20 protein-coding genes and 1 other RNA gene are annotated in these 24,376 nt (G+C 39.3%); 20 read left to right on the forward strand and 1 reads right to left on the reverse strand.

The window, feature by feature from the left end; all coding sequences use genetic code 11:
- Nucleotides 1-3 precede the first annotated feature (3 nt).
- The 16 genes from ACHCNF_RS01620 (at nucleotide 4) to ACHCNF_RS01695 (ending at nucleotide 16,569) form a co-directional block, all read left to right on the forward strand.
- Nucleotides 4-1,797, forward strand: coding sequence for an Rqc2 family fibronectin-binding protein (locus ACHCNF_RS01620; protein ID WP_408071060.1), 1,794 nt, complete (start codon nucleotides 4-6; stop codon nucleotides 1,795-1,797).
- A 129-nt stretch (nucleotides 1,798-1,926) separates the two neighbouring features.
- Nucleotides 1,927-2,814, forward strand: coding sequence for a YicC/YloC family endoribonuclease (locus tag ACHCNF_RS01625; protein WP_408071061.1), 888 nt, complete (start codon nucleotides 1,927-1,929; stop codon nucleotides 2,812-2,814).
- 27 nt (nucleotides 2,815-2,841) lie between these two features.
- A complete protein-coding gene (gmk, locus tag ACHCNF_RS01630; RefSeq protein WP_408071062.1) occupies nucleotides 2,842-3,465 on the forward strand; it encodes a guanylate kinase in 624 nt (207 codons plus the stop codon).
- Between the two features lie 30 nt (nucleotides 3,466-3,495).
- Nucleotides 3,496-3,780, forward strand: a complete 285-nt coding sequence (gene rpoZ / locus ACHCNF_RS01635) for a DNA-directed RNA polymerase subunit omega (protein ID WP_408071063.1) — start codon at nucleotides 3,496-3,498, stop codon at nucleotides 3,778-3,780.
- 15 nt (nucleotides 3,781-3,795) lie between these two features.
- Nucleotides 3,796-5,238: a 30S ribosomal protein S12 methylthiotransferase RimO gene (gene rimO / locus ACHCNF_RS01640; protein WP_408071064.1), complete on the forward strand. Its 1,443-nt coding sequence runs from the start codon at nucleotides 3,796-3,798 to the stop codon at nucleotides 5,236-5,238.
- A complete protein-coding gene (pgsA, locus tag ACHCNF_RS01645; RefSeq protein ID WP_408072171.1) occupies nucleotides 5,222-5,758 on the forward strand; it encodes a CDP-diacylglycerol--glycerol-3-phosphate 3-phosphatidyltransferase in 537 nt (178 codons plus the stop codon). The genes rimO and pgsA overlap by 17 nt, the downstream gene beginning before the upstream one ends.
- A 217-nt stretch (nucleotides 5,759-5,975) precedes the next feature.
- Entirely contained in the window at nucleotides 5,976-7,730 is a 1,755-nt protein-coding gene (locus ACHCNF_RS01650; protein WP_408071065.1) for a DEAD/DEAH box helicase, read from the forward strand.
- A gap of 24 nt (nucleotides 7,731-7,754) precedes the next feature.
- Nucleotides 7,755-8,696 (forward strand): hypothetical protein, encoded by a 942-nt coding sequence (locus ACHCNF_RS01655; RefSeq protein WP_408071066.1) that lies wholly within the window; start codon nucleotides 7,755-7,757, stop codon nucleotides 8,694-8,696.
- A gap of 111 nt (nucleotides 8,697-8,807) precedes the next feature.
- Nucleotides 8,808-10,355: a 2,3-bisphosphoglycerate-independent phosphoglycerate mutase gene (gpmI, locus tag ACHCNF_RS01660; RefSeq protein ID WP_408071067.1), complete on the forward strand. Its 1,548-nt coding sequence runs from the start codon at nucleotides 8,808-8,810 to the stop codon at nucleotides 10,353-10,355.
- A 78-nt stretch (nucleotides 10,356-10,433) separates the two neighbouring features.
- Nucleotides 10,434-10,676, forward strand: a complete 243-nt coding sequence (secG, locus tag ACHCNF_RS01665; protein ID WP_408071068.1) for a preprotein translocase subunit SecG — start codon at nucleotides 10,434-10,436, stop codon at nucleotides 10,674-10,676.
- A 111-nt stretch (nucleotides 10,677-10,787) separates the two neighbouring features.
- On the forward strand, nucleotides 10,788-13,241 hold the full coding sequence (gene rnr, locus ACHCNF_RS01670; RefSeq protein ID WP_408071069.1) for a ribonuclease R: 2,454 nt from the start codon (nucleotides 10,788-10,790) through the stop codon (nucleotides 13,239-13,241).
- A 32-nt stretch (nucleotides 13,242-13,273) separates the two neighbouring features.
- Nucleotides 13,274-13,738 (forward strand): SsrA-binding protein SmpB, encoded by a 465-nt coding sequence (smpB, locus tag ACHCNF_RS01675; RefSeq protein ID WP_408071070.1) that lies wholly within the window; start codon nucleotides 13,274-13,276, stop codon nucleotides 13,736-13,738.
- Between the two features lie 96 nt (nucleotides 13,739-13,834).
- Nucleotides 13,835-14,182, forward strand: a transfer-messenger RNA (tmRNA) gene (gene ssrA, locus ACHCNF_RS01680).
- 177 nt (nucleotides 14,183-14,359) lie between these two features.
- Complete coding sequence (locus ACHCNF_RS01685; protein WP_408071071.1) at nucleotides 14,360-15,181, forward strand: hypothetical protein; 822 nt, start codon at nucleotides 14,360-14,362, stop codon at nucleotides 15,179-15,181.
- A 15-nt stretch (nucleotides 15,182-15,196) separates the two neighbouring features.
- Nucleotides 15,197-16,009, forward strand: coding sequence for a glutamate 5-kinase (gene proB, locus ACHCNF_RS01690; RefSeq protein WP_408071072.1), 813 nt, complete (start codon nucleotides 15,197-15,199; stop codon nucleotides 16,007-16,009).
- Between the two features lie 2 nt (nucleotides 16,010-16,011).
- Nucleotides 16,012-16,569 (forward strand): GNAT family N-acetyltransferase, encoded by a 558-nt coding sequence (locus ACHCNF_RS01695; RefSeq protein ID WP_408071073.1) that lies wholly within the window; start codon nucleotides 16,012-16,014, stop codon nucleotides 16,567-16,569.
- 147 nt (nucleotides 16,570-16,716) lie between these two features.
- Here ACHCNF_RS01695 and ACHCNF_RS01700 read toward each other — a convergent pair whose 3' ends face one another.
- The gene (locus tag ACHCNF_RS01700) at nucleotides 16,717-17,295 is read right to left on the reverse strand and encodes a hypothetical protein (protein ID WP_408071074.1); all 579 of its coding nucleotides are present in this window, start codon (nucleotides 17,293-17,295) and stop codon (nucleotides 16,717-16,719) included.
- A 153-nt stretch (nucleotides 17,296-17,448) separates the two neighbouring features.
- Between ACHCNF_RS01700 and ACHCNF_RS01705 the strand changes: the two genes are divergently transcribed.
- Genes ACHCNF_RS01705 through ACHCNF_RS01720 form a run of 4 tightly spaced genes read left to right on the forward strand, consistent with a single transcriptional unit; the run spans nucleotide 17,449 to nucleotide 24,352 of the window.
- Complete coding sequence (locus tag ACHCNF_RS01705) at nucleotides 17,449-20,298, forward strand: FtsK/SpoIIIE family DNA translocase (protein WP_408071075.1); 2,850 nt, start codon at nucleotides 17,449-17,451, stop codon at nucleotides 20,296-20,298.
- Between the two features lie 44 nt (nucleotides 20,299-20,342).
- Complete coding sequence (locus tag ACHCNF_RS01710; protein WP_408071076.1) at nucleotides 20,343-22,019, forward strand: formate--tetrahydrofolate ligase; 1,677 nt, start codon at nucleotides 20,343-20,345, stop codon at nucleotides 22,017-22,019.
- 18 nt (nucleotides 22,020-22,037) lie between these two features.
- A complete protein-coding gene (folD, locus tag ACHCNF_RS01715) occupies nucleotides 22,038-22,892 on the forward strand; it encodes a bifunctional methylenetetrahydrofolate dehydrogenase/methenyltetrahydrofolate cyclohydrolase FolD (RefSeq protein ID WP_408071077.1) in 855 nt (284 codons plus the stop codon).
- 5 nt (nucleotides 22,893-22,897) lie between these two features.
- Nucleotides 22,898-24,352, forward strand: coding sequence for a chitobiase/beta-hexosaminidase C-terminal domain-containing protein (locus tag ACHCNF_RS01720; protein WP_408071078.1), 1,455 nt, complete (start codon nucleotides 22,898-22,900; stop codon nucleotides 24,350-24,352).
- Nucleotides 24,353-24,376 lie beyond the last annotated feature (24 nt).

The raw sequence follows: 24,376 nt of genomic DNA on the forward strand, positions 1-24,376 counted from the left end.
TATATGGCATTTGACGGAATTACAGTTGCCAATATTGTTCGCGATTTAAAGACAGAGCTTATTGGCGGTAGAATATATAAAATTGCTCAGACTGAAAAGGATGAGCTTTTGATCACAGTGCGTAAGGCTGTGGAGAACGGAGGCGGGCAGAGAAGGCTTTTTATGTCTTCCGATGCGTCACTTCCTCTCGTTTATATGACTGATGAAAACAAGCAGAGTCCAATGGTTGCTCCGAATTTCTGTATGCTTTTAAGAAAGCATGTTCAGAACGGTAAGATAATCGCTGTGCATCAGCCGGGGCTTGAGAGAATTATCAGAATAGAGATAGAGCACCTTGATGAAATGGGTGACCTGAGACATAAGACTTTGCTTATAGAGCTGATGGGAAAATACAGTAATATTATATTTGTTGATGAGGATAATAAGATTATTGATTCTATTAAACATATTCCTTCATCTGTCAGCTCTGTCAGAGAGGTCCTTCCGGGCAGAGATTATTTTGTTCCGGAAACTCAGAATAAGTTTGATCCTTTAGAGGTCTCCAAGGATGAGTTTATGAGCATGATCCCTTCAAAAGGACAGCCTGTGTTTAAGGCACTTTATACTACGTTCACCGGGCTTTCACCTGTTATATCACAGGAAATATGCTTTAGAGCGGGGATTGATAGTGATAAATCCGCCATTGCACTTGAAAAAGATGAGTCTGAAAATCTGTGGCGCTGTTTTTCAGAACTTGTGACTGACATAAAAAATGGCAATTTTTTACCTGAGATGATCTATATAAATGAAAAGCCCAAGGAGTATGCTTCAGTACCTCTTACCATGTATCATGGGGGATTGGATTCCGACTATAAACAATACAAAGAGATATCAGCCCTTCTTCTTGACTTTTATGCTGAAAAAAATGCTGTAACAAGAATCAGACAGAAGTCATCTGATCTCCGAAAGCTGGTAGCAACAGCACTTGAGAGAAATATCAGAACTCTTGATCTTCAGACTAATCAGCTTAAAGACACCGAGAAAAAAGAAAAGTACAGAATATATGGTGAGCTTCTGACGGTTTACGGATATGGGGCAGAGCCTGATGCCAAGTCTATTACTGTAAACGATTACAACACCGGAAAAGATGTTACCATTCCACTTGATAATACGCTTACGATTGCTCAGAATGCCAAGAAGTATTTTGACAGATATACAAAACTAAAGAGAACTGCTGAAGCACTTCAGACACAGATGCAGGAAGTGTCTCAGACAGTTTCACACCTTGAATCAATAGCAGCATCTCTTGATATTGCCCGGCAGGAGGATGACCTTACCGATATAAGGAGAGAACTGATAGAGGGCGGGTATATAAAGGGCAGTGCTGCTGAGAGAATAAACGGCAAGGGCAAAAATTCCAGGAATAATAAAAACGGGAAATCCAAAAGTAAGCCTTTCCATTATGTGAGCAGTGACGGTTTTCATATCTATGTCGGTAAGAATAATTATCAGAATGATGAACTTACATTTAAAATGGCAAATGGTGGCGATTGGTGGTTTCATGCAAAGGGCATTCCGGGATCTCATGTTGTTCTTATTACCGAAGGAAAAGAAGTTCCTGACAGAACCTTTGAAGAAGCAGCGGCTCTTGCAGCTTTTTATTCAAAGGGAAAAGAGCAGGATAAGGTGGAAATAGACTACCTTAGAAGAAAAGATGTTAAAAAGCCGGGTGGGGCAAAGCCTGGGTTTGTTGTCTACTACACAAATTATTCCATGGTGATAGGAACCGATATTTCAGGTATTAAGGAAATAGTATAAGGATAAACACATTGACGAACAAGGCTTAAACATTTTATTATAATAAAGGACAATTCTATTAAATTATGTGTGAAAAAATAGAAATGCCTAAAAAAATAAATGGGTGAATACCGGATTGTGAGGTTACATATGGTTTTCAGTATGACCGGCTACGGCAGAAGTGAAGTGGCTGATGAGAAGCATAAATTCACAGTTGAGATGAAATCTGTGAATAACCGTTATCTTGACATCAACATTAAGATGCCAAAAAAGTTCAACGCACTTGAATCCAAGATAAGGAATGAACTAAAAGCCTTTGTAAAACGCGGTAAAGTTGATGTTTTTATTACTTATGAGGATTTTTCCGAGGCAGACACCAAGGTAAGATATAATAAGGAAATTGCTGCTGAGTATCTTGAATATCTTAAGCAGATGTCCCGGGACTTTGGAATCGATAATGATATCCGTGTTTCTTCATTGTCAAAATATCCCGATGTATTTAGCATGGAGGATGTTGAGCTTGATGAAGAAGAACTCTGGGAGACACTTAAGAAAGCAATAGATGCTGCAGGCGAGGAATTTGCCAATACCAGACAAAAGGAGGGAGAATTCCTTCATAAGGACCTTGACGAGAAGCTGGCCGGCATGCTTGAAAGTGTAGAGTTTATTACCGAGCGATCACCTGTGATCATCGAGGAATACAGAAATAAACTCCGTGATAAGGTTAAAGAGCTCCTTGAAGATAAAGCTGTTGATGAGAACAGACTTATCATGGAGGTTACTTTATATGCTGATAAAGTAAGCGTTGATGAGGAACTTGTAAGACTTCGCAGTCATATAAAAGCTATGAGGGATGCCTTGAACAAAGGCGATGATAAGGAAGGAATCGGCAGAAAGCTGGACTTCCTTGCACAGGAGATGAACAGAGAATCAAATACTATCTTGTCAAAATCCACGGATCTTGAGATATCCGATAAGGGAATCAGTCTTAAAACTGATGTAGAGAAGGTTCGTGAACAGATTCAGAATATCGAATAATTTTTGGTAAGGACAGGTTTGAGAAATATGTCAAATAAAGGAATTATAGTTGTTGTGTCCGGATTTTCAGGTGCCGGTAAGGGAACTCTGATGAAGGAGCTTATAAAAAGATATGATAATTATGCATTATCTGTATCTGCTACCACCAGACAGCCCAGGCCCGGAGAAGAGAACGGCAGAGAATATTTTTTCATTACAAAGGAAGAATTTGAAAAGCTGATTTCTGAGGACGGGCTTGTGGAATATGCAAACTATGTGGGAAATTATTATGGCACACCCAAGAAATTTGTACAGGAAAAGCTTGATGCCGGTAAAGACGTAATTCTTGAAATCGAAATTCAGGGAGCACTTCAGATTAAGAAGAAATTCCCTAAAGCATTGCTTCTTTTTATTACGCCTCCTTCAGTTGAAGAACTGGAGAAAAGACTCAGAGGAAGAGGCACTGAAACTGAAGATGTCATACACGGAAGATTGCTCAGAGCAAAAGAAGAAGGACAGGGTATTGACGAGTATGATAATATAGTAATCAATGACAATCTCGATGCATGTGTAAAGCAGATGCATGAGATAATTCAGGCGGCACATTTTACACCTGATCGCAATAAAGAATTTATTGAGGATATTCAGGCCCAGCTTTCTGAATTAAAATAAACAATTTTATATATTTAATGGAGGAATAACATGATACATCCGTCATATGTTGATCTTATGAAGGTAGTTAATAAGGACGTCGAGGAAGGAAATGAGCCTATCATCAGCTCAAGATATTCTATAGTTATGGCAACAGCTAAGAGAGCAAGACAGCTTATTGCCGGTGATGAGCCTATGGTTAGAGTAAAGGATAAGGAGAAATTCCTTTCAATAGCTGTTGATGAGCTTAATGCAGATAAGCTTAGAATCCTTTCTGATGAAGAAAAAGAAGCACTTCTTGATTCTAAGGACGAAGGAGCGACAGAGGAAGCTTAATTCCTGAAAAAATCTATGAAAATATTATTTGTATCTCTTGGCTGTGACAAGAACCGTGTAGACTCTGAAGTTATGCTCGGTATGCTTTCGCAGAGAGGGCATGAATTTACAGATGATGAAGAAATAGCCGAAGCAGCAGTGGTAAACACATGCTGCTTTATTGGTGATGCGAAAGAAGAAAGTATAAATACAATCATCGAGCTTGGTGAGTATAGAAAGAGCGGGAAATATAAAGCTCTTATAGTTACGGGGTGCCTAGCAGAACGCTATAGGGAAGAGGTACTGAAGGAAATCCCCGAGGTTGACAGAATAATAGGTACTGCTTCTGTTGAACATATCGTAGAAGCACTTGATTCTGTTCTTGCAGAAAGTGAAGATGAGCCTGATAAAAAAGATATACCGGATGGCTCAGCATTTATATGCAATACAGGGGATAAACGCGTTTTTCTTGATGGCCTTGACAAAAAGCCATATGGAAATCTTAAAAGAATACAGACTACAGGCGGACAGTATAATTATCTTAAAATTGCTGAGGGCTGTAACAAAAACTGTACTTACTGCGTAATTCCAAAGGTTAGAGGAAGATACAGAAGTGTACCGATGGAGGAACTTGTTGCGTCTGCCAAAGCCCTTGTTGAACAGGGAGTTACTGAACTTATTCTTGTAGCTCAGGAGACAACCCTTTATGGAATTGATCTGTACGGTGAAAAGAAGCTGCCTGAACTTCTCAGGAAGCTTTCTGCGATAGAAGATCTTAAATGGATAAGAATTATGTATTGTTATCCTGAAGAGATCACTAAAACGCTCATTGATACCATAAAAGAATTGCCCAAGGTATGTAATTACCTGGATATTCCTATTCAGAGCGGATCGGATCATATCTTAAAACAGATGGGTAGAGCAACAAACAGGGCTGAAATAACAGAGAGAATAGCGCAGATCAGAGAAGCTATTCCTGATATCTGTATAAGGACTACTCTTATCTCAGGATTCCCGGGAGAAACAGAGGAGGACCACAAGGAAACACTTGAATTTGTGAAAGAGATGAAGTTTGACAGACTTGGCTGTTTTGCCTACTCGCAGGAAGAGGAAACGGTTGCCGGTGAAATGCCTGATCAGATATCTGAGGAGGTGAAAGAACAGCGCCGTAATGATATAATGGAACTGCAACAGGGTATTGCCTTTGAAGCAGCTAATAACAGAATCGGTCAGATTGTCAGCGCCGTTATCGAGGGGAGAATCACAGATGATGACGATGATGACTATGAAGGCAGTACTTATGTGGCAAGAACTTATATGGATGCGCCGGATGTTGATGGATATCTTTTTATAATGAATGTGCCATATGATCTTATGAGTGGGCAATTTGTTGAAGTGCTTATTACCGGCTCAAATGATTACGACCTGATAGGGGAGCTAATGGAGGGGGAAGACGATGAAGATGAATTTACCGAATAAGCTGACTATTTTTAGAGTTATTTTGATTCCATTTTTTGTTTTGTTTTTACTTGCAAATATTTTCGGCGAAGCTGACAAGTGGATAGCGGTTACCATATTTATAGTTGCTTCATTAACTGACCTTGCTGATGGCAAGATTGCAAGAAAGTACAATCTGGTTACTGATTTTGGAAAATTCATGGATCCTCTTGCAGATAAGCTTTTGGTGTGCAGTGCAATAATCTGTCTTATAGAGCTGGGACGTATACCTTCCTGGATTGTCGTAATTATTATAGCCAGGGAATTTATTATAAGTGGATTCAGACTTATAGCTGTAGAAAATGGACGTGTAATTGCTGCCAGCTATTGGGGAAAATTCAAAACAACTTTTCAGATGATAATGGTTATTCTGATGATTGTTAATATACCTCAGTTACAGATTGTTACAACTGTTATCATGTATATAGCATTAGCTCTTACAATCATATCCCTGTGTGATTACATTATAAAGAATAAAGATGTAATGAGTGGTGAGATGTGATAAAATCGAAAAAATATTTTTAATTTACTTGTGTAAAACTTAAAATGATGTTATAGTTTAACACTGTGTAATTTGAATGTTAAAAGGGGACGACATTTAATGATGTGCGTCTCCTATTTTTTACCCTTATATATTGGCTTTTAATATTTGCATTGATTTCTTTTTTAAAGTGTTTAACACGAAGCTGATGACGAGGGTAGTCAAAGAAAGAGGTTATATGTCAAATATTTTAGACGAAATCAAGAAGAATATTGAAGGAATTTCAGAAGCTGTTTCAGGTGGAAAAGATAAGGAACAGAGAAAATCCGAATACAAGGAAAAAGCTGCGAAAACAGTTGAAAACAAAGAAGAAGATAAAGTTCGCTATGACGAAGCGGAAGGAATCGACGAGCGCGTTTTAAGAGCAGTTACCGAAATGGGATTTGAGTATATGTCACCTATTCAGAAAGCTGCTATTCCCGTAATGATGAAGGGTGTGGATATTATCGGACAGGCTCAGACCGGGACAGGAAAGACCGCTGCCTTTGGTATACCGCTTCTGCAAAAAATCGACCCTGAGAGTAAACACCTTCAAGCAGTTGTTCTTTGCCCTACAAGAGAGCTGGCAATGCAGGCAGCTGATGATATCAGAAGTTTTGGTAAATATATGCACGGCATAAAGGTACTTCCTGTTTATGGAGGTCAGGACATTTCAAGACAGATACGTGCACTGTCTTCAGGTGTACAGATAGTAGTTGGCACCCCCGGACGTGTCATGGATCATATGAGACGCCACACTATGAAGATGAACGATGTTCGTGTGCTTGTTCTTGATGAAGCAGACGAGATGCTTGATATGGGCTTTAGAGAAGACATCGAGACCATCCTTGATGGGATGCCCGAGGAAAAGCAGACGGCTCTGTTTTCAGCAACTATGCCCGAGCCTATTTTACAGATCACAAGAAAATATCAGCATGATGCTGAGTATATAAAAATGACTCCGAAGGAGATTACAGTTAAGTCTATTGAACAGTATTTTTATTGCATTCCCACCACATTTAAGGAAGAGGTTCTGACAAGACTTATAGAATATCATCAGCCTGCAAGAAGTCTGGTATTTTGTAATACAAAGAAGAAAGTAGACGAGCTTACCGGTATTCTAAAAAATAAGGGTTACAGAGCTGAGGGGCTGCATGGTGACCTTTCACAGTATCAGAGAGATACAGTAATGAATCTGTTTAGATTCGGACAGGCAGATTTTCTTATTGCTACTGATGTTGCTGCAAGAGGTATTGATGTAAGCGGTGTTACAGCAGTTTTTAATTATGATATTCCGGAAGATATAGAGTATTATGTGCATAGAATCGGACGTACCGGAAGAGCAGGAAAAAGCGGTCAGTCATTCTCACTGGTTTCTCCCAGAGAGATGTACAAGCTTAGAGAGATAGAGAAAATCTGTCATACAAAGATTGAAGAAGGTGAAGTTCCTTCTGCAAAGGAAATCACAAGAGCGAAAGCAAGAAAGCTTTTTGCTGAGGTTACAGATCTTATTGAATCAGGAGATATAACAGATTGCCTTGAGTTTCTTAACGATAAAGTTGCTGAGGATGAATATTCAATAGAACAGCTTGCAGCTGGACTTATGAGACTTAAGATGGGCAAGGCTCCTGAGGAACTTGATCTTAAACCAAGAAAGCGTGATCTCTACAGAGGCCAGAGAAGCCGTGAAAGAAGAGATGGCAGAAACGGCAGATATGATAGAGATGGCAGAGGCCGTGGGGAAGGTCGTGGTTCAAGAGACGGAAAGAGAAGAGAAGGCGGAAGAAGAGACGGCAGAGATTCCGGATTTGGACGCAGCTACGACGGAAGATATGGCAAGGATAGCCGAAAGATGCGTGATGCGTCGGGAGTGCATAAGAAGGCATCCGCTGATAAATTCAGAAGAAATGCGAGACCAAAATCTGAAAAGCTTGGAGTAAGAAAAGAAAAATAATCTGTTCAAAAAGGGTTGGGGAAAATGAATTCTGAAATTATTGAAAAAGTATTTGATGAGTGCATAAAGAAGACACTGGATGATAAGTCAGATATGGGCAGACTGGTGAATCTGGCTTACAGGCTTTACAGACATGAGCTTTTAACAAAAAATGGAGTGGATAATTTTGATGAAGCTTATTACAGAAGCTTTGTTGAAACAACAAGTCCTTTAATTGAAAAGCTGTATGAGGAGCAGGATGAAGATGGAAGTCTCGGTCAAAGTATATACAGAACATCTTTGTTTGTAGGCATAATGTGTGTTGTATCAAGAGTTTATGATGATCTGGATGCAATATTTGCAAGAGACTGTATCCATGCAGGACTTGACGCTGCCCATTATCTTATGACCGATAAGAAAGATATAAAACTTCTCGACTTGAAGGATAGATATGCACTTCTTTGGGCATTTACAGAATTGTCTCATACGGATATAGAGATAAAGAATACATATGATCACTCTCTCATGGCCGGAATGCCGCAAAAGATGAGCAGACAGAAGAAATATAAGATTTTTACTAATGAACTGTGCAGAAATCTTTTTGATAAAACAGATGAAGGCAAAGGCTATGATTTTGATCTTATGATCTTTGCGGGAATAACAATCCTTCTTGATATGCAGGATGTATTTTCTGATGATGCTGTTCGTTTGACTGCAAATTGTATTTTTGATTTCGCAGATGAGATTGTTAAGAACGAATTTTCTGCTGAATCCCTGAAAAAAGATATACTCCTTTTGTTGGCAGTAATGGCAAAAGAGAATATTCTATATAAGGATTCTGAGATTGAAAACAGTTCTGATTCGCAGCTTATAAAGGTCATTGAATATAATGTCATTAACAAAAAGAAGATGAAGCTTAGCAATGAAGAAATTAATGAAATAAATAATAAGATTCAAATGTACTTAAAAGCAATTAGTGTCTGCTGATAATTATTATAAAAACTTTATTTGAAATAGAAGCGATTTATGGGTATACTACAATGTGGAAACTTATGAATCGCTTTTTTGCGATATTAAATAAAATGGAGGCATATTAAAATGCAGGGTTCTAAACCAACAGTTTTACTTATTATGGATGGATTCGGAATTAATGATAATCCGAAGGGCAATGCTATTGCTATGGCAAATACACCGGTTCTTGATGGACTTATGAAGGAATATCCTTATGTTAGAGGTAATGCAAGCGGACTTGCTGTAGGTCTTCCTGATGGTCAGATGGGTAACTCTGAAGTAGGGCATATGAACATGGGTGCCGGACGTATTGTATATCAGGAACTTACCAGAATCACAAAGTCTATCGAGGATGGAGATTTCTTCACAAATGAAGGCCTTATGGCAGCAATTGACAATTGCAAGAAGAATGATTCAGCACTTCATATGTACGGACTTGTAAGTGATGGAGGTGTTCACAGCCATATTACACATATTTATGGTCTTCTTGAACTTGCTAAGAAAAATGGTCTTTCAAAGGTTTATGTTCATTGCTTCCTTGACGGACGTGATACACCTCCGGAATCAGGAATTGACTTTGTACAGCAGCTTGAGGACAAGATGAAGGAACTCGGCGTAGGTGCTGTTGCTACTATTTCCGGAAGATATTATGCAATGGATAGAGATAACAACTATGACAGAGTTAAGGTTGCTTACGATGCCATGACAAAGGGCGAGGGCAATAAGGCTGACAGCGCACATGAGTGCATGGTACAGACATATAAGGATGGCAAGACAGATGAGTTTGTTATTCCTACAGTTATCATGAAGGATGGTGCTCCCACAGCTACTATCAAGGATAATGATTCTATTATCTTCTTCAACTTCCGTCCTGACAGAGCAAGAGAAATCACACACTGCTTCTGCGATGATGATTTTGACAAGTTTGACAGGGGTGCACGTATCAAGACTACATATGTTTGCTTTACAGATTATGATCCGCTCATCCCTAACAAGGAAATCGCATTTAAAAAGGTACTTCTTAACAATACATTTGGTGAATGGCTTGCAGCTAAGGGTATGAAGCAGGCACGTATTGCTGAGACAGAGAAATATGCGCATGTTACTTTCTTCTTTAACGGTGGCGTAGAGGAGCCTAATGAAGGAGAGGACAGAATTCTTGTTAACTCACCTAAGGATGTTCCCACATATGATCTTAAGCCTCAGATGAGCGCTCCTGAAGTTTGTGACAGAGTTCTTGAAGCTATTAACTCAGACAAATATGATGTAGTTGTTACTAACTTTGCTAATCCTGATATGGTTGGACATACAGGTGTTATCGATGCAGCAGTGAAGGCTGTAGAGACTGTTGATACATGTGTAGGTAAGATCGTTGAAGCGGTTAAGGCTAAGAACGGAACAATGTTTATCTGTGCTGACCATGGTAACGCTGACATGATGATCGATTATGAGACAGGTGAACCTTTCACAGCTCATACAACCAATCCTGTACCTTTTATTCTTGTAAACTATGATCCTGCTTATACTCTCAGAGAGGGCGGATGTCTTGCAGATATCATTCCTACACTTATCGAGTGCATGGGTTATGAGCAGCCTGCTGAGATGACAGGTAAATCACTTCTTATAAAGAAATAAGAGGCTATAATTGTTGATTTTTATAAATATTTGTGATATGTTAAACAAGTATTTGTGAAATTTTAGGAGGGATTTTTCGTGGCAGCATTGAAAATTGTTTTGGCAATTATTTTTATTATTGATTGTGTTGCACTTGTTACTCTTGTTCTTGCTCAGGAAGGCAAGACTCAGGGACTTGGTGCTATTCAGGGTTTTGCAGAGACTACTTATTGGGGCAAGATTAAGGGACGCTCCAAAGAAGGAGTTCTTAAGAAAATTACAGTTTGTTTATCAGTACTCTTTATTGTTCTTAGTGTAGTACTTAATATGACTGTATTTTGATTTTTTAATCGTTCCTTGAAGGGCACTCATTTGAGTGCCCTTTTTCTGTAGTAATTACAGGTTTATCACTTTTGTAAACAACCGGAGACGGATTCTCTTTAGGAAAGAAGTATGAGTAAAAAGAAAATAATGACAAATAAACAGAATATAGTTGGAACCTTCGTTTCTAATCAGAGAGGCTTCGGATTTGTGGAAGTAGAAGGAAGGGATGAAGATATATTCATTCCGGAGGAATATACCGCAGGTGCTTTTTTGGGTGATACGGTTGAAGTAACTATAACATCAGAAAAAAACGAGAACGGCGGACAAAGAGACGAAGGAAGAATAGTCAATATTCTGGTAAGAGCTATAGACAGAATTGTGGGCACTTATCAGGATGGACATACCTTTGGTTTTGTGATCCCGGACAATCTGAAATTCACTCAGGATATATTTGTTCTCAAGGAGCATTCAAAGGGTGCAGTTTCAGGAGATAAGGTTGTAGTTAATATAACTTATTACGGTGATCCCAAGAAGGACAGAAAGCCTGAAGGAAAAATTGAGAGTATTATTGGAAATATAAATGATCCAGGTGTTGATATATTATCAATTGTAGAAGGATACGATCTGCCAAATGCTTTTCCTGAAAAGGTGATGAATCAGGCAGAAAAATGCAAGGATCATCTTATAGAAGGAGATTATCAGGGACGACTGGATTTAAGAAATGTTCAGATGGTTACGATAGATGGTGAGGATGCTAAAGACCTTGATGATGCGGTATCACTTTCAGTTAAGGACGGCATTTATCATTTAGGGGTACACATTGCAGATGTAACAAATTATGTTCAGGAAGGTAGTGCACTGGACAGAGAAGCATTAAAACGCGGAACCAGTGTTTATCTTGTTGACAGGGTTATTCCCATGCTTCCTCATAAGCTCAGTAATGGTATATGTTCTCTTAATCATGGGGAAGACAGATTGGCACTTAGCTGTCTTATGGATATTGATTCAAACGGAGCGGTACTTTCTCATCAGATTGCTGAAACAGTTATAAATGTAGATGAACGAATGACATATACATCTGTTGCAGCGATTTTGGAGGACGAAGATCCTAAGGAAATATCAAGATATAAAGATCTTGTTCCTATGTTTAAGGAAATGGCAAAGCTCTCTGAGATTTTAAAGAAAAAGAGAGAAAAGAGAGGAGCAATTGACTTTGACTTCCCTGAAGCTAAGATCATTCTCGACAAGGATGGAAATCCTTTAGACATTAAGATTCGTGTAGCAAATACGGCGACCAGTATGATCGAAAGCTTCATGCTTGCTGCAAATGAAACTATAGCGGAGCACTTTTTCTGGATGCAGGCTCCGTTTGTTTACAGAGTGCATGAACAACCGGATATGGAAAAAATTGCCAATTTGAATGCTTTTATTTCCAGATTAGGGCTTCACCTCAATGTCAGGGGTGAAGAAATCAGGCCTGCAGAGATTCAAAAGCTTCTTGAAAAGATTGAAGGTTCAGATGAAGAAGCTGTAATTAGCAGGATTGCTCTTAGAAGTATGATGCAGGCAAAATACAGCACAGAATGTCTTGGCCATTATGGCCTTGCATGCAAATATTACTGCCACTTTACATCGCCTATCAGAAGATATCCTGATCTTCAGATACACCGAATCATAAAGGATTATCTTCGTGGCAGAATGAATGATGAGAAAATAAAACATTATAATGACATCCTCGAAGAGGTCGCAAAGCATTCCTCCGAAACAGAAAGACGTGCCGAAGAAGCTGAGAGAGAAACTGATAAGCTTAAAAAAGCACAGTATATGGAAACTCATATCGGAGAAGTCTTTGAAGGTGTTGTGTCAGGTGTTACAGGGTGGGGGATGTTTGTTGAACTACCAAATACCTGCGAGGGTATGGTTCCTGCTGCCACAATGGAGGATGATTTCTATATATTTGATGAAGATAATTACAGACTTGTAGGTGAGCGCACAGGTAATGTATATTGCCTGGGGCAGACTGTTAAGATCAAGGTTCATGATACAGACAGGCTTAGCAGAACCATAGACTTTAGAATTGTACATGATGATTTTGTAGCGCAGGATCATGACTTTGATGACGATGATTTTTATGAAGAGGACTACTACGAAGAAGATGAAAACGGAAGACTGAGGCTTGTAAAAGGTAGAAAGGCTTCCGGCCGCTTATCGGGGAAAACCAATACGGGCAGAAGGGCAGGGGGATCTGAGCGCAAAACTCCTGCAAAGCTAAGGGCAGCTAAGATTTCAAAGCTTTCTTTGGATGTACCTGAAGAAAAATCATCAGAAAATGCTCATAAAGATAAGAAAAAGAGCAAAAAGCACAAGGAAGAATCTACAAAAGACAAAAAGAAAAAAGAAATCCTTAAAGAAATTTCTGAGCTTAAGAAAAAGAACAAATCTAAAGGAAAGGCTCTTAAGAAGAATAAGAGTGATTCCGAGAAGGAAAGTGGCAGAAAGGTCTATAAGGTACATAAGTATAAGAAGTCTGCTACATCAAAAGCTGCAAGAAGCAGTCAAAAGAAACACAGAAAGAAGAAATAAGAGTTTACTTAATTACAGGAGGAATCTTTATCATGGCTGACGACAGCATAAAGTTAATTGCTAATAATAAAAAAGCCTTCCATGATTATTTCATAGAGGAGAAGTATGAAGCAGGAATTTCACTGGCGGGAACAGAAGTAAAATCCCTTAGACAGGGAAAATGCAGCATTAAGGAAGCCTGGGTTAGTATAGATAAGGGTGAAGCTTATGTTTGTGGTATGAATATCAGTCCTTATGAAAAGGGAAATATTTTTAATAAAGATCCGCTTCGCGTAAGAAAGCTTCTTCTTCATAAAAACGAAATACGAAAGCTTGACCAGGCTTCACAGGCACAGGGATATACACTTGTCCCTCTTGAGGTTTACTTCAAACACGGCAAGGTTAAGGTTCAGATAGGACTGGCTAAAGGTAAGAAACTCTATGACAAGAGAGAGACTACCGCAAAGAGAGACCAGCAGAGAGAGGCAATGAGAGACTATAAGGTGAGCCTTAGATAATTTTAAAAACTAAACCACAGGTATAGTTGATTTTCTTTAGATATGCCGATATACTATAGAGCGTAACTTCTTATAGAAGTACGTACAATTGAATAAGGGTTAGTAAAGGTTTCGACAGGGATTCTGAAGCTGGAGAAGCTGTCCGCAGGACGGTGCGTTAAACCTCAAACTAAATATAAACGCTGAAGATAATTTAGCACTCGCTGCCTAAGTGCGGCGCGTAGACTTAAGTGCACCTGCACACTTAATAATCTACGTCGACTATGCAGGAAACGACATGGTGATTGCTCCGTAGCTATGGTCGTATCAGGAGCTACTTCTCATATTAGGGCGCATGCTTCCGGTTATGAGAGGGAAATGGCTTAGCCACAATAGCAGGCTATGACAGTAGAAGGACAGGGGACGGATTTTTGGACGCGGGTTCGACTCCCGCCTAATCCATATATAAGGGATTATCGCATCAGATGATTATATCAAACATCGGGGCGAAGTCCCTTTTTTGTTTATGCCGTGAATTTAAACGTAATTTTAATAAATGTCTGAATTTTACTTGCATTTACTTATTCTTGTGGTTAGAATGTTTTTTAGACACAAAATATATGTACATTAAGGAGGAAAAGTATGAAAAACAAGGGGATTAGTATAGCTAAAAAGTTTATAGCTTCAGTTCTTGCTGCAGCATTCATTGTTGGTGCAGCACCTACAACAAATATTTCTGTTAAGGCTGCAGCTAAGGTTGATATCAGTGAGACAGTTCAGGCTTTAAACAAGAGAGGCGCACTTATCTATAAGGAAACCGGTAACAGTATGATAACTATTACGCCCGGAACTTATGCTAAGAATGTTCTTACGGTAGCAATTAATGATGAAGATGCTAAAATCAAGAACATTAAGTGCAATAAGAAGCTCAGATACAAGAGAACTTTCAAAAAGTATGATGATGAAAACGGAAAGGTAGTTTACAGATTTTCTTTCTACACACAGAAAAGCAAACTCTACAACTTCAAGTTTACTGTAGATGGTCAGGAATACAGAGCACTTATTAATGCAACTACACCTGTTGAAAAAGCAACTTTTGCAGGTAAAGAGCTTTCTACAAAAATCGGTCTTGGTACACAGAATTACATTACTGATCTCAAGAATGGTAAGATTAATGTAAAAATGTCCAAGAACTATGCACTTGAATCAATCCAGATCGGTAAATACAGAAACAACGGTTCAGGCAACAAGGTAGAGCCTGTTCTTTACTGGACACCTTCCAAGAATAACAAGAAGGTTAATCTTAGTGGTGAGAAGCAGGTTACTGTAGCTGAAAACGGCGATGTAACTGAGGAAAGTATGTATTCTACAACTATTATCCGCATAAACTATAAGTATTTGAAAAATAATACTACAGGTTCCGTTGATTATTACCTTAATAGAATTGTTGATTATGACAACTAATTTACGGGGAAATTTATGAGTCCAAAGAAAATCAGAAAAGAGCGCATAGTTGTAAAGGTTGGAACCTCTACAATTACAAACGAAAACGGCGGAATCAATATTCATCAGATTGATCTCTTGTGCAGAGCATTGTCAGGTATTGAAAATTTAGGATATGATGTTGTTCTTGTAAGCTCCGGAGCTATTGCTGTCGGAGCTAACAAGATGAGACTTCAGCAAAAGCCTAAAAGTCTCAGATTAAAGCAGGCAGCTGCCTCTGTGGGGCAGTCTGAACTGATGCATCTGTATGATAAGCTTTTTGGAGAGTACGGACGCTTAGTGGGACAGATACTTCTGGATAATGATGATGTGGAGAATCCTGCAAGGAGAGAGAATCTTCAGAATACTTTTGATGCGCTGCTTGAAAATCACATAATTCCTATTGTCAATGAAAATGACTCAGTAAGCCATGCTGAGATTGAGTCAGAGCAGAAACTGTTTTCTGATAATGATATGTTGTCTGCAATTGTTGCAGTCTTTTGCGGTGCTTGCAAGCTTATTATTCTTTCGGATATAGAGGGCTTGTATGATAAGAACCCTTCAACCAATCCTGATGCCAAGCTTATTAGTAGAGTGGAGGATATCAATGATGATATCTATGCACTTGCTGAAGGAAGCGGATCTAATAGAGGTACAGGCGGAATGGTAACAAAGCTTCAGGCAGCTGAGCTTGCAACCTCCAGAGGCGTTGATGTTCTTATAACCAATGGCAAAAATACTGATTATTTGTATGACATAATCAATAAAAAGCATGTCGGAACGTTGTTCGTTGCAAAGGAGAACAATTGATTTTGGTTGGAACTTTGAAAACAGAGCGTCTTTTTCTTCGCAAATGGGAAGAAAAAGACGCTGAAATTTTATATACACTTGCAAGCGACCCTGAAATCGGAAGCGGAGCAGGATGGCTGCCTCATAAGGATGCAGGCTATTCAAAGGCGATAATACGATCCATTCTTTCGGATGAAGGCGAGTATGCCATAACTCTGAAAGAAAATATTCAGTGCCCGATTGGAAGTATCGGGCTTCGTATTGGTTCATCTGAAAAGCGCGGTATAAAACGCGAAGACGAGGCTGAAATAGGATATTGGATCGGAAAAGAATTTTGGGGGAACGGATATGCATCTGAGGCATTGGCAGAACTTGTCAGATATAGTTTTGTTGAAGTTGGACTTAGCAGAATATGGTGCAGCTTTTTTGACGGGAATGAGAAGTCGAAAAATGTAATTGAGAGAAACGGTTTTAAATATCACCACAGAAATGAGCATTTGTTTAATGCAATGCTAAAAGAATACTACAATGAAACTATGATGTATATTTCTGCGGAAGATTACTTTTACAGCAGAAGATAAAAGAGTAGTAAAAAACAGACAGATAAGAAGTTTGAAGCTTCTAAACTGTCTGCTTTTTGGTTGCCGAAGGCAGGATTCTTGAACACTTTTTTCATCTTTGCGTTCAAGAAGTCATAATTTGACGAGACGTTATCAAAACTGATTTGATCAGTCGATAATAGGTCCTTCATGAAACTTATCATAAATTTCTGACAAGTAGGTTTTTACCATCTCAATGTTAGCCATCTTACGAAGTTCTTCATTACCCATAGCGAGTGCAATTTCATCAGCAAGAAGAAGCATTTCGAAAATTGAAAGCTTGAAAGCTTTTCTGGACATATCCTTAATGCAGATGTTCATAAGAGGAGCACCAAGCTTCATTGTAACATTCTCATCGGCGATCCCGGTAAGTACGTTCATGGTTTCAGGATCAAAATTTACGTAAAGTATAAGCTTTTCTTTTTCATGCTTTTTGAGTGTAAGTGAAGTCTGGTGACTTGTTTCCATCCACTCATAAAGATCTGCATCATCCGGATGAAGCAGGTAATTAGTGAGCTCCTCACGGTGCTTCTCAACATACTGAAGATATTTACTTGCATTTGGACCTGTATAAGAAAGTTCAACCTTAAGACCGTTCTCTGTCTTAAGTAATCTGCACTTTGATGCAACATCTTTAATCTTAAGCTCGTTTTCGATATTACCGATTTGCTTAAGCAATCCTGTCTCGAGTTCCTGTCTGAATTCCATATATGAATTTCCTCCAATTTATAAAGAAATACGTTATCACTGAGCGTGTTAAGTATAGCACAATGATTGTAAAAATGGTATACTGTTTTGTGTATGTGCGTATTATTACATTGCATGTACTGGGGAAAGTTTTGAAAAAAGTAACGGGTGATTATGGCTACAAGTAATTCAAGAAAACGTTCTGCTGCAAGCAGACAAAAAGGTAAAGGAAAAAGACGTACAGAGGTGAATACAAGGTCCGGAGCAAGATATAAGGAAGAACCTTTGGACTATGCTGTTAAAAGCGAGATCATGCTGATCGTATTCGCAGCTTTGACGGTCTTTTTATTTTTATGTAATTTTGGAATATGCGGAAGCTTTGGCAACGTCATAAGCGGTATTATGTTCGGTATCTTTGGAATAACGGCATATATTATGCCTATTGTTTTCTTTGGTATCGGTGCACTTTTATTATCTAATGGTCCAAGTCCGGCAGCGCTTAGGAAGATATTCTCAGGATTGCTGATTTTATTGGTATTTGGCATGTTTTTTGAGCTTGTCTGCGGAAGAATACAGGGTATGAATCATTACAGTGCTGCTGATATTTATGAAGCATGTGTTAATGAGCAGAACGGTGGCGGATTTATAGGCGGAAGCTTTGCTTATTTTGCTTATCGTAATCTCTCCCTTGCCGGAACGATAATACTGATGATGGTTGCAGGGTTCATTGGAGTTGCCCTTTTTACTCAAAAGACGATGCTTCATAGTATGAAGAATGGTGGGAAGCATGTACTTGAGAGAACAAGGGAAGAAGCAGCATATTATAAAGATATGATGGATGAACGTGCAAGGCTCCGTGAGGAGAGGCGAATGCAACTCGAGGAAGAGGAACAGCTTCTCCTGGAACAGAAGGAAGATGCAAAAATCCTTCGTATGGATAAAAAAGTGTCAGGCGTGAGTATGAATACGCTTCTTGATACAAATGAAGAAGATGAAGAGGAATATGAAGTAAGCGAAGAATATGAAAATTCTGAGGCTCCTGAAAAAGTAAAAGAGCAGGAATTTAGAATTCATGGACTTGATGACGAATCTGATGATGAACCTGAAGAACAGATTGTCTTTATTCCTGAAGATGAAATACATGATGATATTCATGAAATAAGATTTAAACCTAGTCTGTCTACAAGTCAGCAGCCTGATGGTCAGTTTGTTATGAAAACTCAGGTTAAGGAACCTGTTAATGATGACCGACATAGCATAGATATTGCTGATGAGTCTGTTGCTGAAACAGACGAAGAAGAATATGACGAGAGTGCGGCTCTTGAAGCATTAAATGCTGTTAGAAATGCCAAGCCTGTAGCTAAACTTCGGGAAGAAAAGCATGAAAGTATGGATAGCATACCGATCCACTCAGAAGCTATTGCACCTGATTACAATGGAGACTATGCAGTCCACAGTACGGATTTTATTACAACTACAAAGAATAAAGAGGAAATAGCAAAGAGGCAGGAACAACAACAAATTATTGAAAAAAGACCTGTCATTGAGTATGAGTTTCCTCCTTTTAAGCTGTTGAAAAAGGGCACCAAGGGCAAGGGTGATTCAGCTAAACATCTGAAGGAGACTGCCATGACACTTCAGGATACACTTCAGATGTTCCATGTTAATGCAACTGTTACAGATATAAGCCAGGGACCATCGGTTACCAGATATGAGCTTCAACCTGAAGCAGGAGTTAAGGTTAGAAAAATAGTCGATCTGGCAGATGATATTAAGATGCATCTGGCGGCAACGGATATCAGAATTGAAGCACCGATTCCGGGGAAATCAGCAGTCGGGATTGAAGTACCTAATAAAGAGAACTCCATGGTTGCTTTGCGCGATCTTATTGAGAGTGAGGAGTTCCAAAAATCAAAATCGAAGCTCTCTGTAGCAATAGGTAAGGATATAGCCGGAAAGCTGGTTGTTACTGATATAGCAAAAATGCCTCATCTTCTTATAGCGGGTGCGACCGGCTCAGGTAAATCGGTTTGTATTAATACTATTATTATGAGCATAATATATAAAGCTTCTCCCGAAGATGTAAGGCTGATAATGATAGATCCGAAGATAGTAGAGCTTTCTGTTTATAACGGAATACCGCATCTACTGATACCTGTTGTAACAGATCCTAAGAAGGCTGCTGCAGCGCTCAACTGGGCTGTTGCAGAAATGACTACAAGATATAAGAAGTTTGCCAATGCAAAGGTAAGAGACCTGAAGGGCTACAATGCGTTGTGTGAGAATTCTAATGATGAATCAATGCAGAAGATGCCAGAAATCGTCGTTATTGTTGATGAGCTTGCGGATCTTATGATGCAGTTTAAGAATGAGGTTGAGGATTCTATAGTACGACTTACACAGCTGGCGAGAGCTGCCGGAATATATCTTATTATTGCAACACAGAGGCCTTCAGTTGATGTTATTACAGGCCTTATCAAGGCTAATATACCAAGCCGTATAGCATTTGCAGTATCAAGTGGTGTTGATTCCAGAACCATACTTGACAGCTATGGCGCTGAAAAACTGATAGGTAAGGGAGACATGTTGTTCTTCCCCAGAGGATACAATAAGCCTGCCAGAGTTCAGGGATGCTTTGTGTCTGATGATGAGGTTTCTGCTGTTACTGATTTTGTTAAGACCCAGGGAGTTGAAACCAATTATGGTGGGAATGTATCAGAAGAGATTTCAAGCATGGAGGTTTCATCAAAATCATCATCCGGAGGTTCTGCTTCCGCTGATGCAACTGATTCAGGTTCTGATGTGGATCCGTTGTTTGCTCAGGCCGGTGCGGCTATTATTGAAAAAGAGAAAGCATCTATCGGTATGTTACAGAGATTATATAAAATTGGTTTTAACAGAGCTGCAAGAATTATGGATCAGCTAAGCGACGCCGGTGTTGTCGGACCTGAAGAAGGAACCAAGCCAAGAAGAATTCTTATGACAAAAGAAGAATTTGAGCACATGATAGATAATGCTTCATAAAGTTGACTTTTTAAAGTTGACTAAGAAATAGGGAGGAGAGTTAAATGGCAGTAAAATCAGATATTGAAATCGCCAGAGAGGCTGAGCTCTGGCCGATTAAGAAGGTGGCCGAAAATGTTGGCATAACTGAGGACGACCTGGAGCTTTATGGTAAATATAAAGCAAAATTATCAGAGGAGTATCTACAGAGGATAAGCAGTAATAATGCAGGTAAGCTTGTCCTTGTTACAGCTATAAATCCCACCCCTGCCGGAGAGGGCAAGACGACCACAAGTGTTGGTCTTGGAGATGCTTTGTCACGTCTTGGCAAGAAGACTGTGATTGCACTTCGTGAGCCTTCACTTGGACCCTGTTTTGGTATTAAAGGCGGAGCAGCCGGGGGCGGATACGCACAGGTTGTTCCTATGGATGAGATTAACCTTCATTTTACCGGTGATTTTCATGCTATAACTTCAGCAAACAATCTGCTTGCAGCGCTCTTGGACAATCATATCCAACAGGGCAATGAACTTGGTATAGATACAAGACAGATTGTATTTAAACGATGCGAAGATATGAATGACAGAGCTCTCAGAAACATCGTTGTCGGTCTTGGCAGTAAGATGGATGGTGTGGTAAGAGAAGACCACTTTGTAATAACCGTTGCAACTGAGGTAATGGCTATTTTATGTCTTGCAAAGGATATGAATGACCTGAAGGACAGACTTTCAAAAATTGTAGTAGCCTATAATTATCAGGAAAATCCCGTTACAGCCGGTGATCTTAATGCAGTAGGTGCAATGGCTGCTCTTTTGAAGGATGCCATGAAGCCCAACCTTGTTCAGACTCTTGAACATACACCGGTTTTGATACATGGTGGCCCTTTTGCCAATATTGCGCATGGCTGCAACTCTATAAGAGCTACAAATGCCGCTTTACATATGGCTGATATAACAATTACCGAAGCTGGTTTCGGAGCAGACCTTGGGGCTGAGAAGTTTTTGGATATTAAATGCAGAATGCATGGTCTTAAGCCGGATGCAGTTGTACTTGTTGCAACTATCAGAGCTCTTAAATACAATGGACTTATTCCGAAAGATCAGCTGTCAGTTGAGAATCTTGATGCTCTGAAGAAAGGCATCGTCAATCTTGAGAAGCATATTGAAAACCTTCAACAGTATGGAATACCTGTAATTGTTACACTTAACAGCTTTCTTACAGACACAGAAGCGGAAATCGCATTTGTTAAGGAATTCTGTGAAGAAAGAGGCTGCGAATTTGCTATTTCAGAAGTATGGGAGCACGGAGGTAAGGGTGGAGAAGCTCTTGCCAAGGCTGTTTTAAATACACTTGAAAATAAAGCATCTAACTATGCACCCATTTATTCTGATGATCTTACTCCTGAAGAAAAGATTGAAGCAGTTGCCAAAAAGATATATGGAGCAGATGGTGTAATCTATTCAAATGCTGCAAAGAAACAGCTTCAGAAGATTGTGGACATGGGATATGGGAAGTTGCCTGTTTGTATGGCAAAAACACAGTACTCATTGTCAGATGATCCTTCTCTTCTTGGAAGACCAACAGGCTTTGATATCAATGTACGAGATGTATATGTTTCTGCAGGTGCAGGATTTATCGTTGCACTCACCGGTAACATAATGACTATGCCCGGACTTCCTAAGAAGCCCGCTGCATTTGGCATTGATGTTGATAACAAGGGCAATATTGTTGGACTATTTTAATACCGGAGAATATACTTTATGAAAATTATTGATGGAAAAGTGATTTCACAGCAAGTGAAGGATGAAGTCAGGGAAAAAACAGCTCAGCTTAAGGAAAAGACCGGTATAGAGGTTTGCCTTGCAGTAATTCTTGTAGGGTCTGATCCTGCTTCTCAGGTTTATGTAAGAAATAAAAAAAGAGCTTGCGAGTATGTAGGTTTTAAATCTTTATCCTACGAGCTTCCTGAGGAGACAACCCAGGAGGAGCTTTTAGAGCTTATTCAAAAGCTTAATGAGGATGACAGTGTTCACGGTATTCTTGTACAGATGCCGGTTCCAAAGCATATTGATGAAAAGACGGTTATTGATGCAATATCACCTAAAAAGGATGTTGATGGCTTTCATCCAATGAATGTCGGTGCATTATGTATAGGTGAAAAGGGTTTTGTTTCATGTACACCTGCCGGAATTATACAGCTTCTTAAGAGATCTGATATCGACATAAGTGGTAAGGAATGTGTAATTGTAGGCAGAAGCAATATAGTCGGCAAGCCTATGGCACTTCTTATGCTTAGAGAAAATGCAACAGTTACCGTAGCTCATTCCAGAACTACTGATCTTAAGGCTGTCTGCAAGAGAGCAGACATTCTGATCGCTGCTGTTGGAAAGCCAAAGATGATAACAGAGGATTATGTTAAAGATGGCGCAGTCATCATTGATGTAGGCATTAATCGAAACTCTGAAACCGGAAAACTGTGCGGCGATGTTGATTATGAAAATGTTGCACCTAAATGCAGTGCCATTACGCCTGTACCCGGCGGAGTAGGACCGATGACAATTGCAATGCTTATGAATAATTGTCTTGAATCTGCACTTCAATTTGCCGGAGAATAAAATTTATGAAATGTCCTAATTGTGGAGCTGAGATTCCGGAGGGGCATCTTTATTGCGAAGCTTGTGGCAAAGAGATTAACTTTGTTCCGGAGTTTGATCCAGAAATAGAAAACAGAATAAATGAATCGCTTTCCGGTGTGGCAGATGATTTGAAGAATGAGAGCATTTTTTATACAAAACGGCTTACGGGATCAAAAGCAAATAAGAGTGAGCTTAGGCCCTTCGTTGTCCCGGCCATTACAGCATTGGGAATCATAATAGCCTTTATAGTTGTGCTTATTTTCATGTTTGATGGCAAAAACAATGCGGGAAGCTTCGAAGAGCAGGCCGAAAAGTACTATGTTGAGGGTAAGCTTGAGGATGCTATCACTGCAATAGACAAGGCTATTGAGAACACATCTGATGAATCTGCTGATGAAAAGGCAGAACTTATAATCAAGAAGTATGAATATCAGATGGAAGCCGGTAAAGCAGATGAAGCATTAATTACGATAGGAACACTTTCAGATTCCTCAGTTTACGGTGATGATACAGCTCTTTATGCTATAGACCGAATGATTGCAAATTATGAAGAAGCCGGTGATTATGACAGGATTAATGAGCTTCTCATAAATGTAAATATGCCATCAACCAATGAAAAGTACAAAATGTATTTACCTGATGATCCGGAGATATACCCTGCGGAAGGGGAATATGACGAAGTCATAAATGTCGGAATAAAAGATTCGTCTGAGGGTAGTATATATTACACTGTAAATGGCGGTGATCCTGATGAAAAGAGTATATTGTACAGTAATGAGCTGATCCTTGAGGAAGAGGGCGATTACAGTATAAAGGCAGTTCTTATAAACAAATACGGGATAAAAAGTAACGTTGTAAGTGCTGCATATCACCTTGAAAATCTGGGGCCTGAAGAGCCTGTAATCATGGAGGATAGCGGTGATTACTCATCTGCTACAATGATAGTTGCAGTATGCGATCCGGGATGCAGAATTTTCTATACCACAGACGGAAGCGACCCTACCATAGAATCAACTGAGTATATAAATCCGATTTCAATGCCTGTGGGAACGACTACATTTAAATTTGTTACTGTGGATGATGAAAACAACTACAGTGACATAGTTGAGAAGAAATATCATCTGTCATATACCACTCTGGTATCAGTTGAACAGGCCAGGGAAAGTATAATGAAGATTTTGTTCAAACTGGATATTCTTCTTGATATGAATGGTTCAGTAAGAGGTGAAGAAGGCCATTACGATTACGTTTACAGCGGAGATATTGAGATAGCAGGATCCGGTGAATACTATAAGTTCACAGAGACACATGTATATAATGACGGACACACTAAAGACACAGGTCTTTTGTATGCTGTTAATAAACATGATGGCAAAGTAAACAGGCTCGGATACGATTCCAGTGGCAATTATACACTTATTACAATTTCAAACAGATAATATCAATTTAGCACTTTAATATAT

Origin of the sequence: Butyrivibrio sp. NATIVEDY162 (genome assembly GCF_045999815.1) — a bacterium.
GTDB lineage: Bacteria > Bacillota > Clostridia > Lachnospirales > Lachnospiraceae > Butyrivibrio.

Bases quoted from the DNA above. Each gene is read 5' to 3' on its own strand.
- ACHCNF_RS01620 (WP_408071060.1), top strand. From the start codon at position 4: ATGGCATTTGACGGAATTACAGTTGCCAATATTGTTCGCGATTTAAAG.
- ACHCNF_RS01625 (WP_408071061.1), top strand. From the start codon at position 1,927: ATGGTTTTCAGTATGACCGGCTACGGCAGAAGTGAAGTGGCTGATGAG.
- gmk (WP_408071062.1), top strand. From the start codon at position 2,842: ATGTCAAATAAAGGAATTATAGTTGTTGTGTCCGGATTTTCAGGTGCC.
- rpoZ (WP_408071063.1), top strand. From the start codon at position 3,496: ATGATACATCCGTCATATGTTGATCTTATGAAGGTAGTTAATAAGGAC.
- rimO (WP_408071064.1), top strand. From the start codon at position 3,796: ATGAAAATATTATTTGTATCTCTTGGCTGTGACAAGAACCGTGTAGAC.
- pgsA (WP_408072171.1), top strand. From the start codon at position 5,222: ATGAATTTACCGAATAAGCTGACTATTTTTAGAGTTATTTTGATTCCA.
- ACHCNF_RS01650 (WP_408071065.1), top strand. From the start codon at position 5,976: ATGTCAAATATTTTAGACGAAATCAAGAAGAATATTGAAGGAATTTCA.
- ACHCNF_RS01655 (WP_408071066.1), top strand. From the start codon at position 7,755: ATGAATTCTGAAATTATTGAAAAAGTATTTGATGAGTGCATAAAGAAG.
- gpmI (WP_408071067.1), top strand. From the start codon at position 8,808: ATGCAGGGTTCTAAACCAACAGTTTTACTTATTATGGATGGATTCGGA.
- rnr (WP_408071069.1), top strand. From the start codon at position 10,788: ATGAGTAAAAAGAAAATAATGACAAATAAACAGAATATAGTTGGAACC.
- smpB (WP_408071070.1), top strand. From the start codon at position 13,274: ATGGCTGACGACAGCATAAAGTTAATTGCTAATAATAAAAAAGCCTTC.
- ACHCNF_RS01685 (WP_408071071.1), top strand. From the start codon at position 14,360: ATGAAAAACAAGGGGATTAGTATAGCTAAAAAGTTTATAGCTTCAGTT.
- proB (WP_408071072.1), top strand. From the start codon at position 15,197: ATGAGTCCAAAGAAAATCAGAAAAGAGCGCATAGTTGTAAAGGTTGGA.
- ACHCNF_RS01700 (WP_408071074.1), bottom strand. From the start codon at position 17,295: ATGGAATTCAGACAGGAACTCGAGACAGGATTGCTTAAGCAAATCGGT.
- ACHCNF_RS01705 (WP_408071075.1), top strand. From the start codon at position 17,449: ATGGCTACAAGTAATTCAAGAAAACGTTCTGCTGCAAGCAGACAAAAA.
- ACHCNF_RS01710 (WP_408071076.1), top strand. From the start codon at position 20,343: ATGGCAGTAAAATCAGATATTGAAATCGCCAGAGAGGCTGAGCTCTGG.
- folD (WP_408071077.1), top strand. From the start codon at position 22,038: ATGAAAATTATTGATGGAAAAGTGATTTCACAGCAAGTGAAGGATGAA.
- ACHCNF_RS01720 (WP_408071078.1), top strand. From the start codon at position 22,898: ATGAAATGTCCTAATTGTGGAGCTGAGATTCCGGAGGGGCATCTTTAT.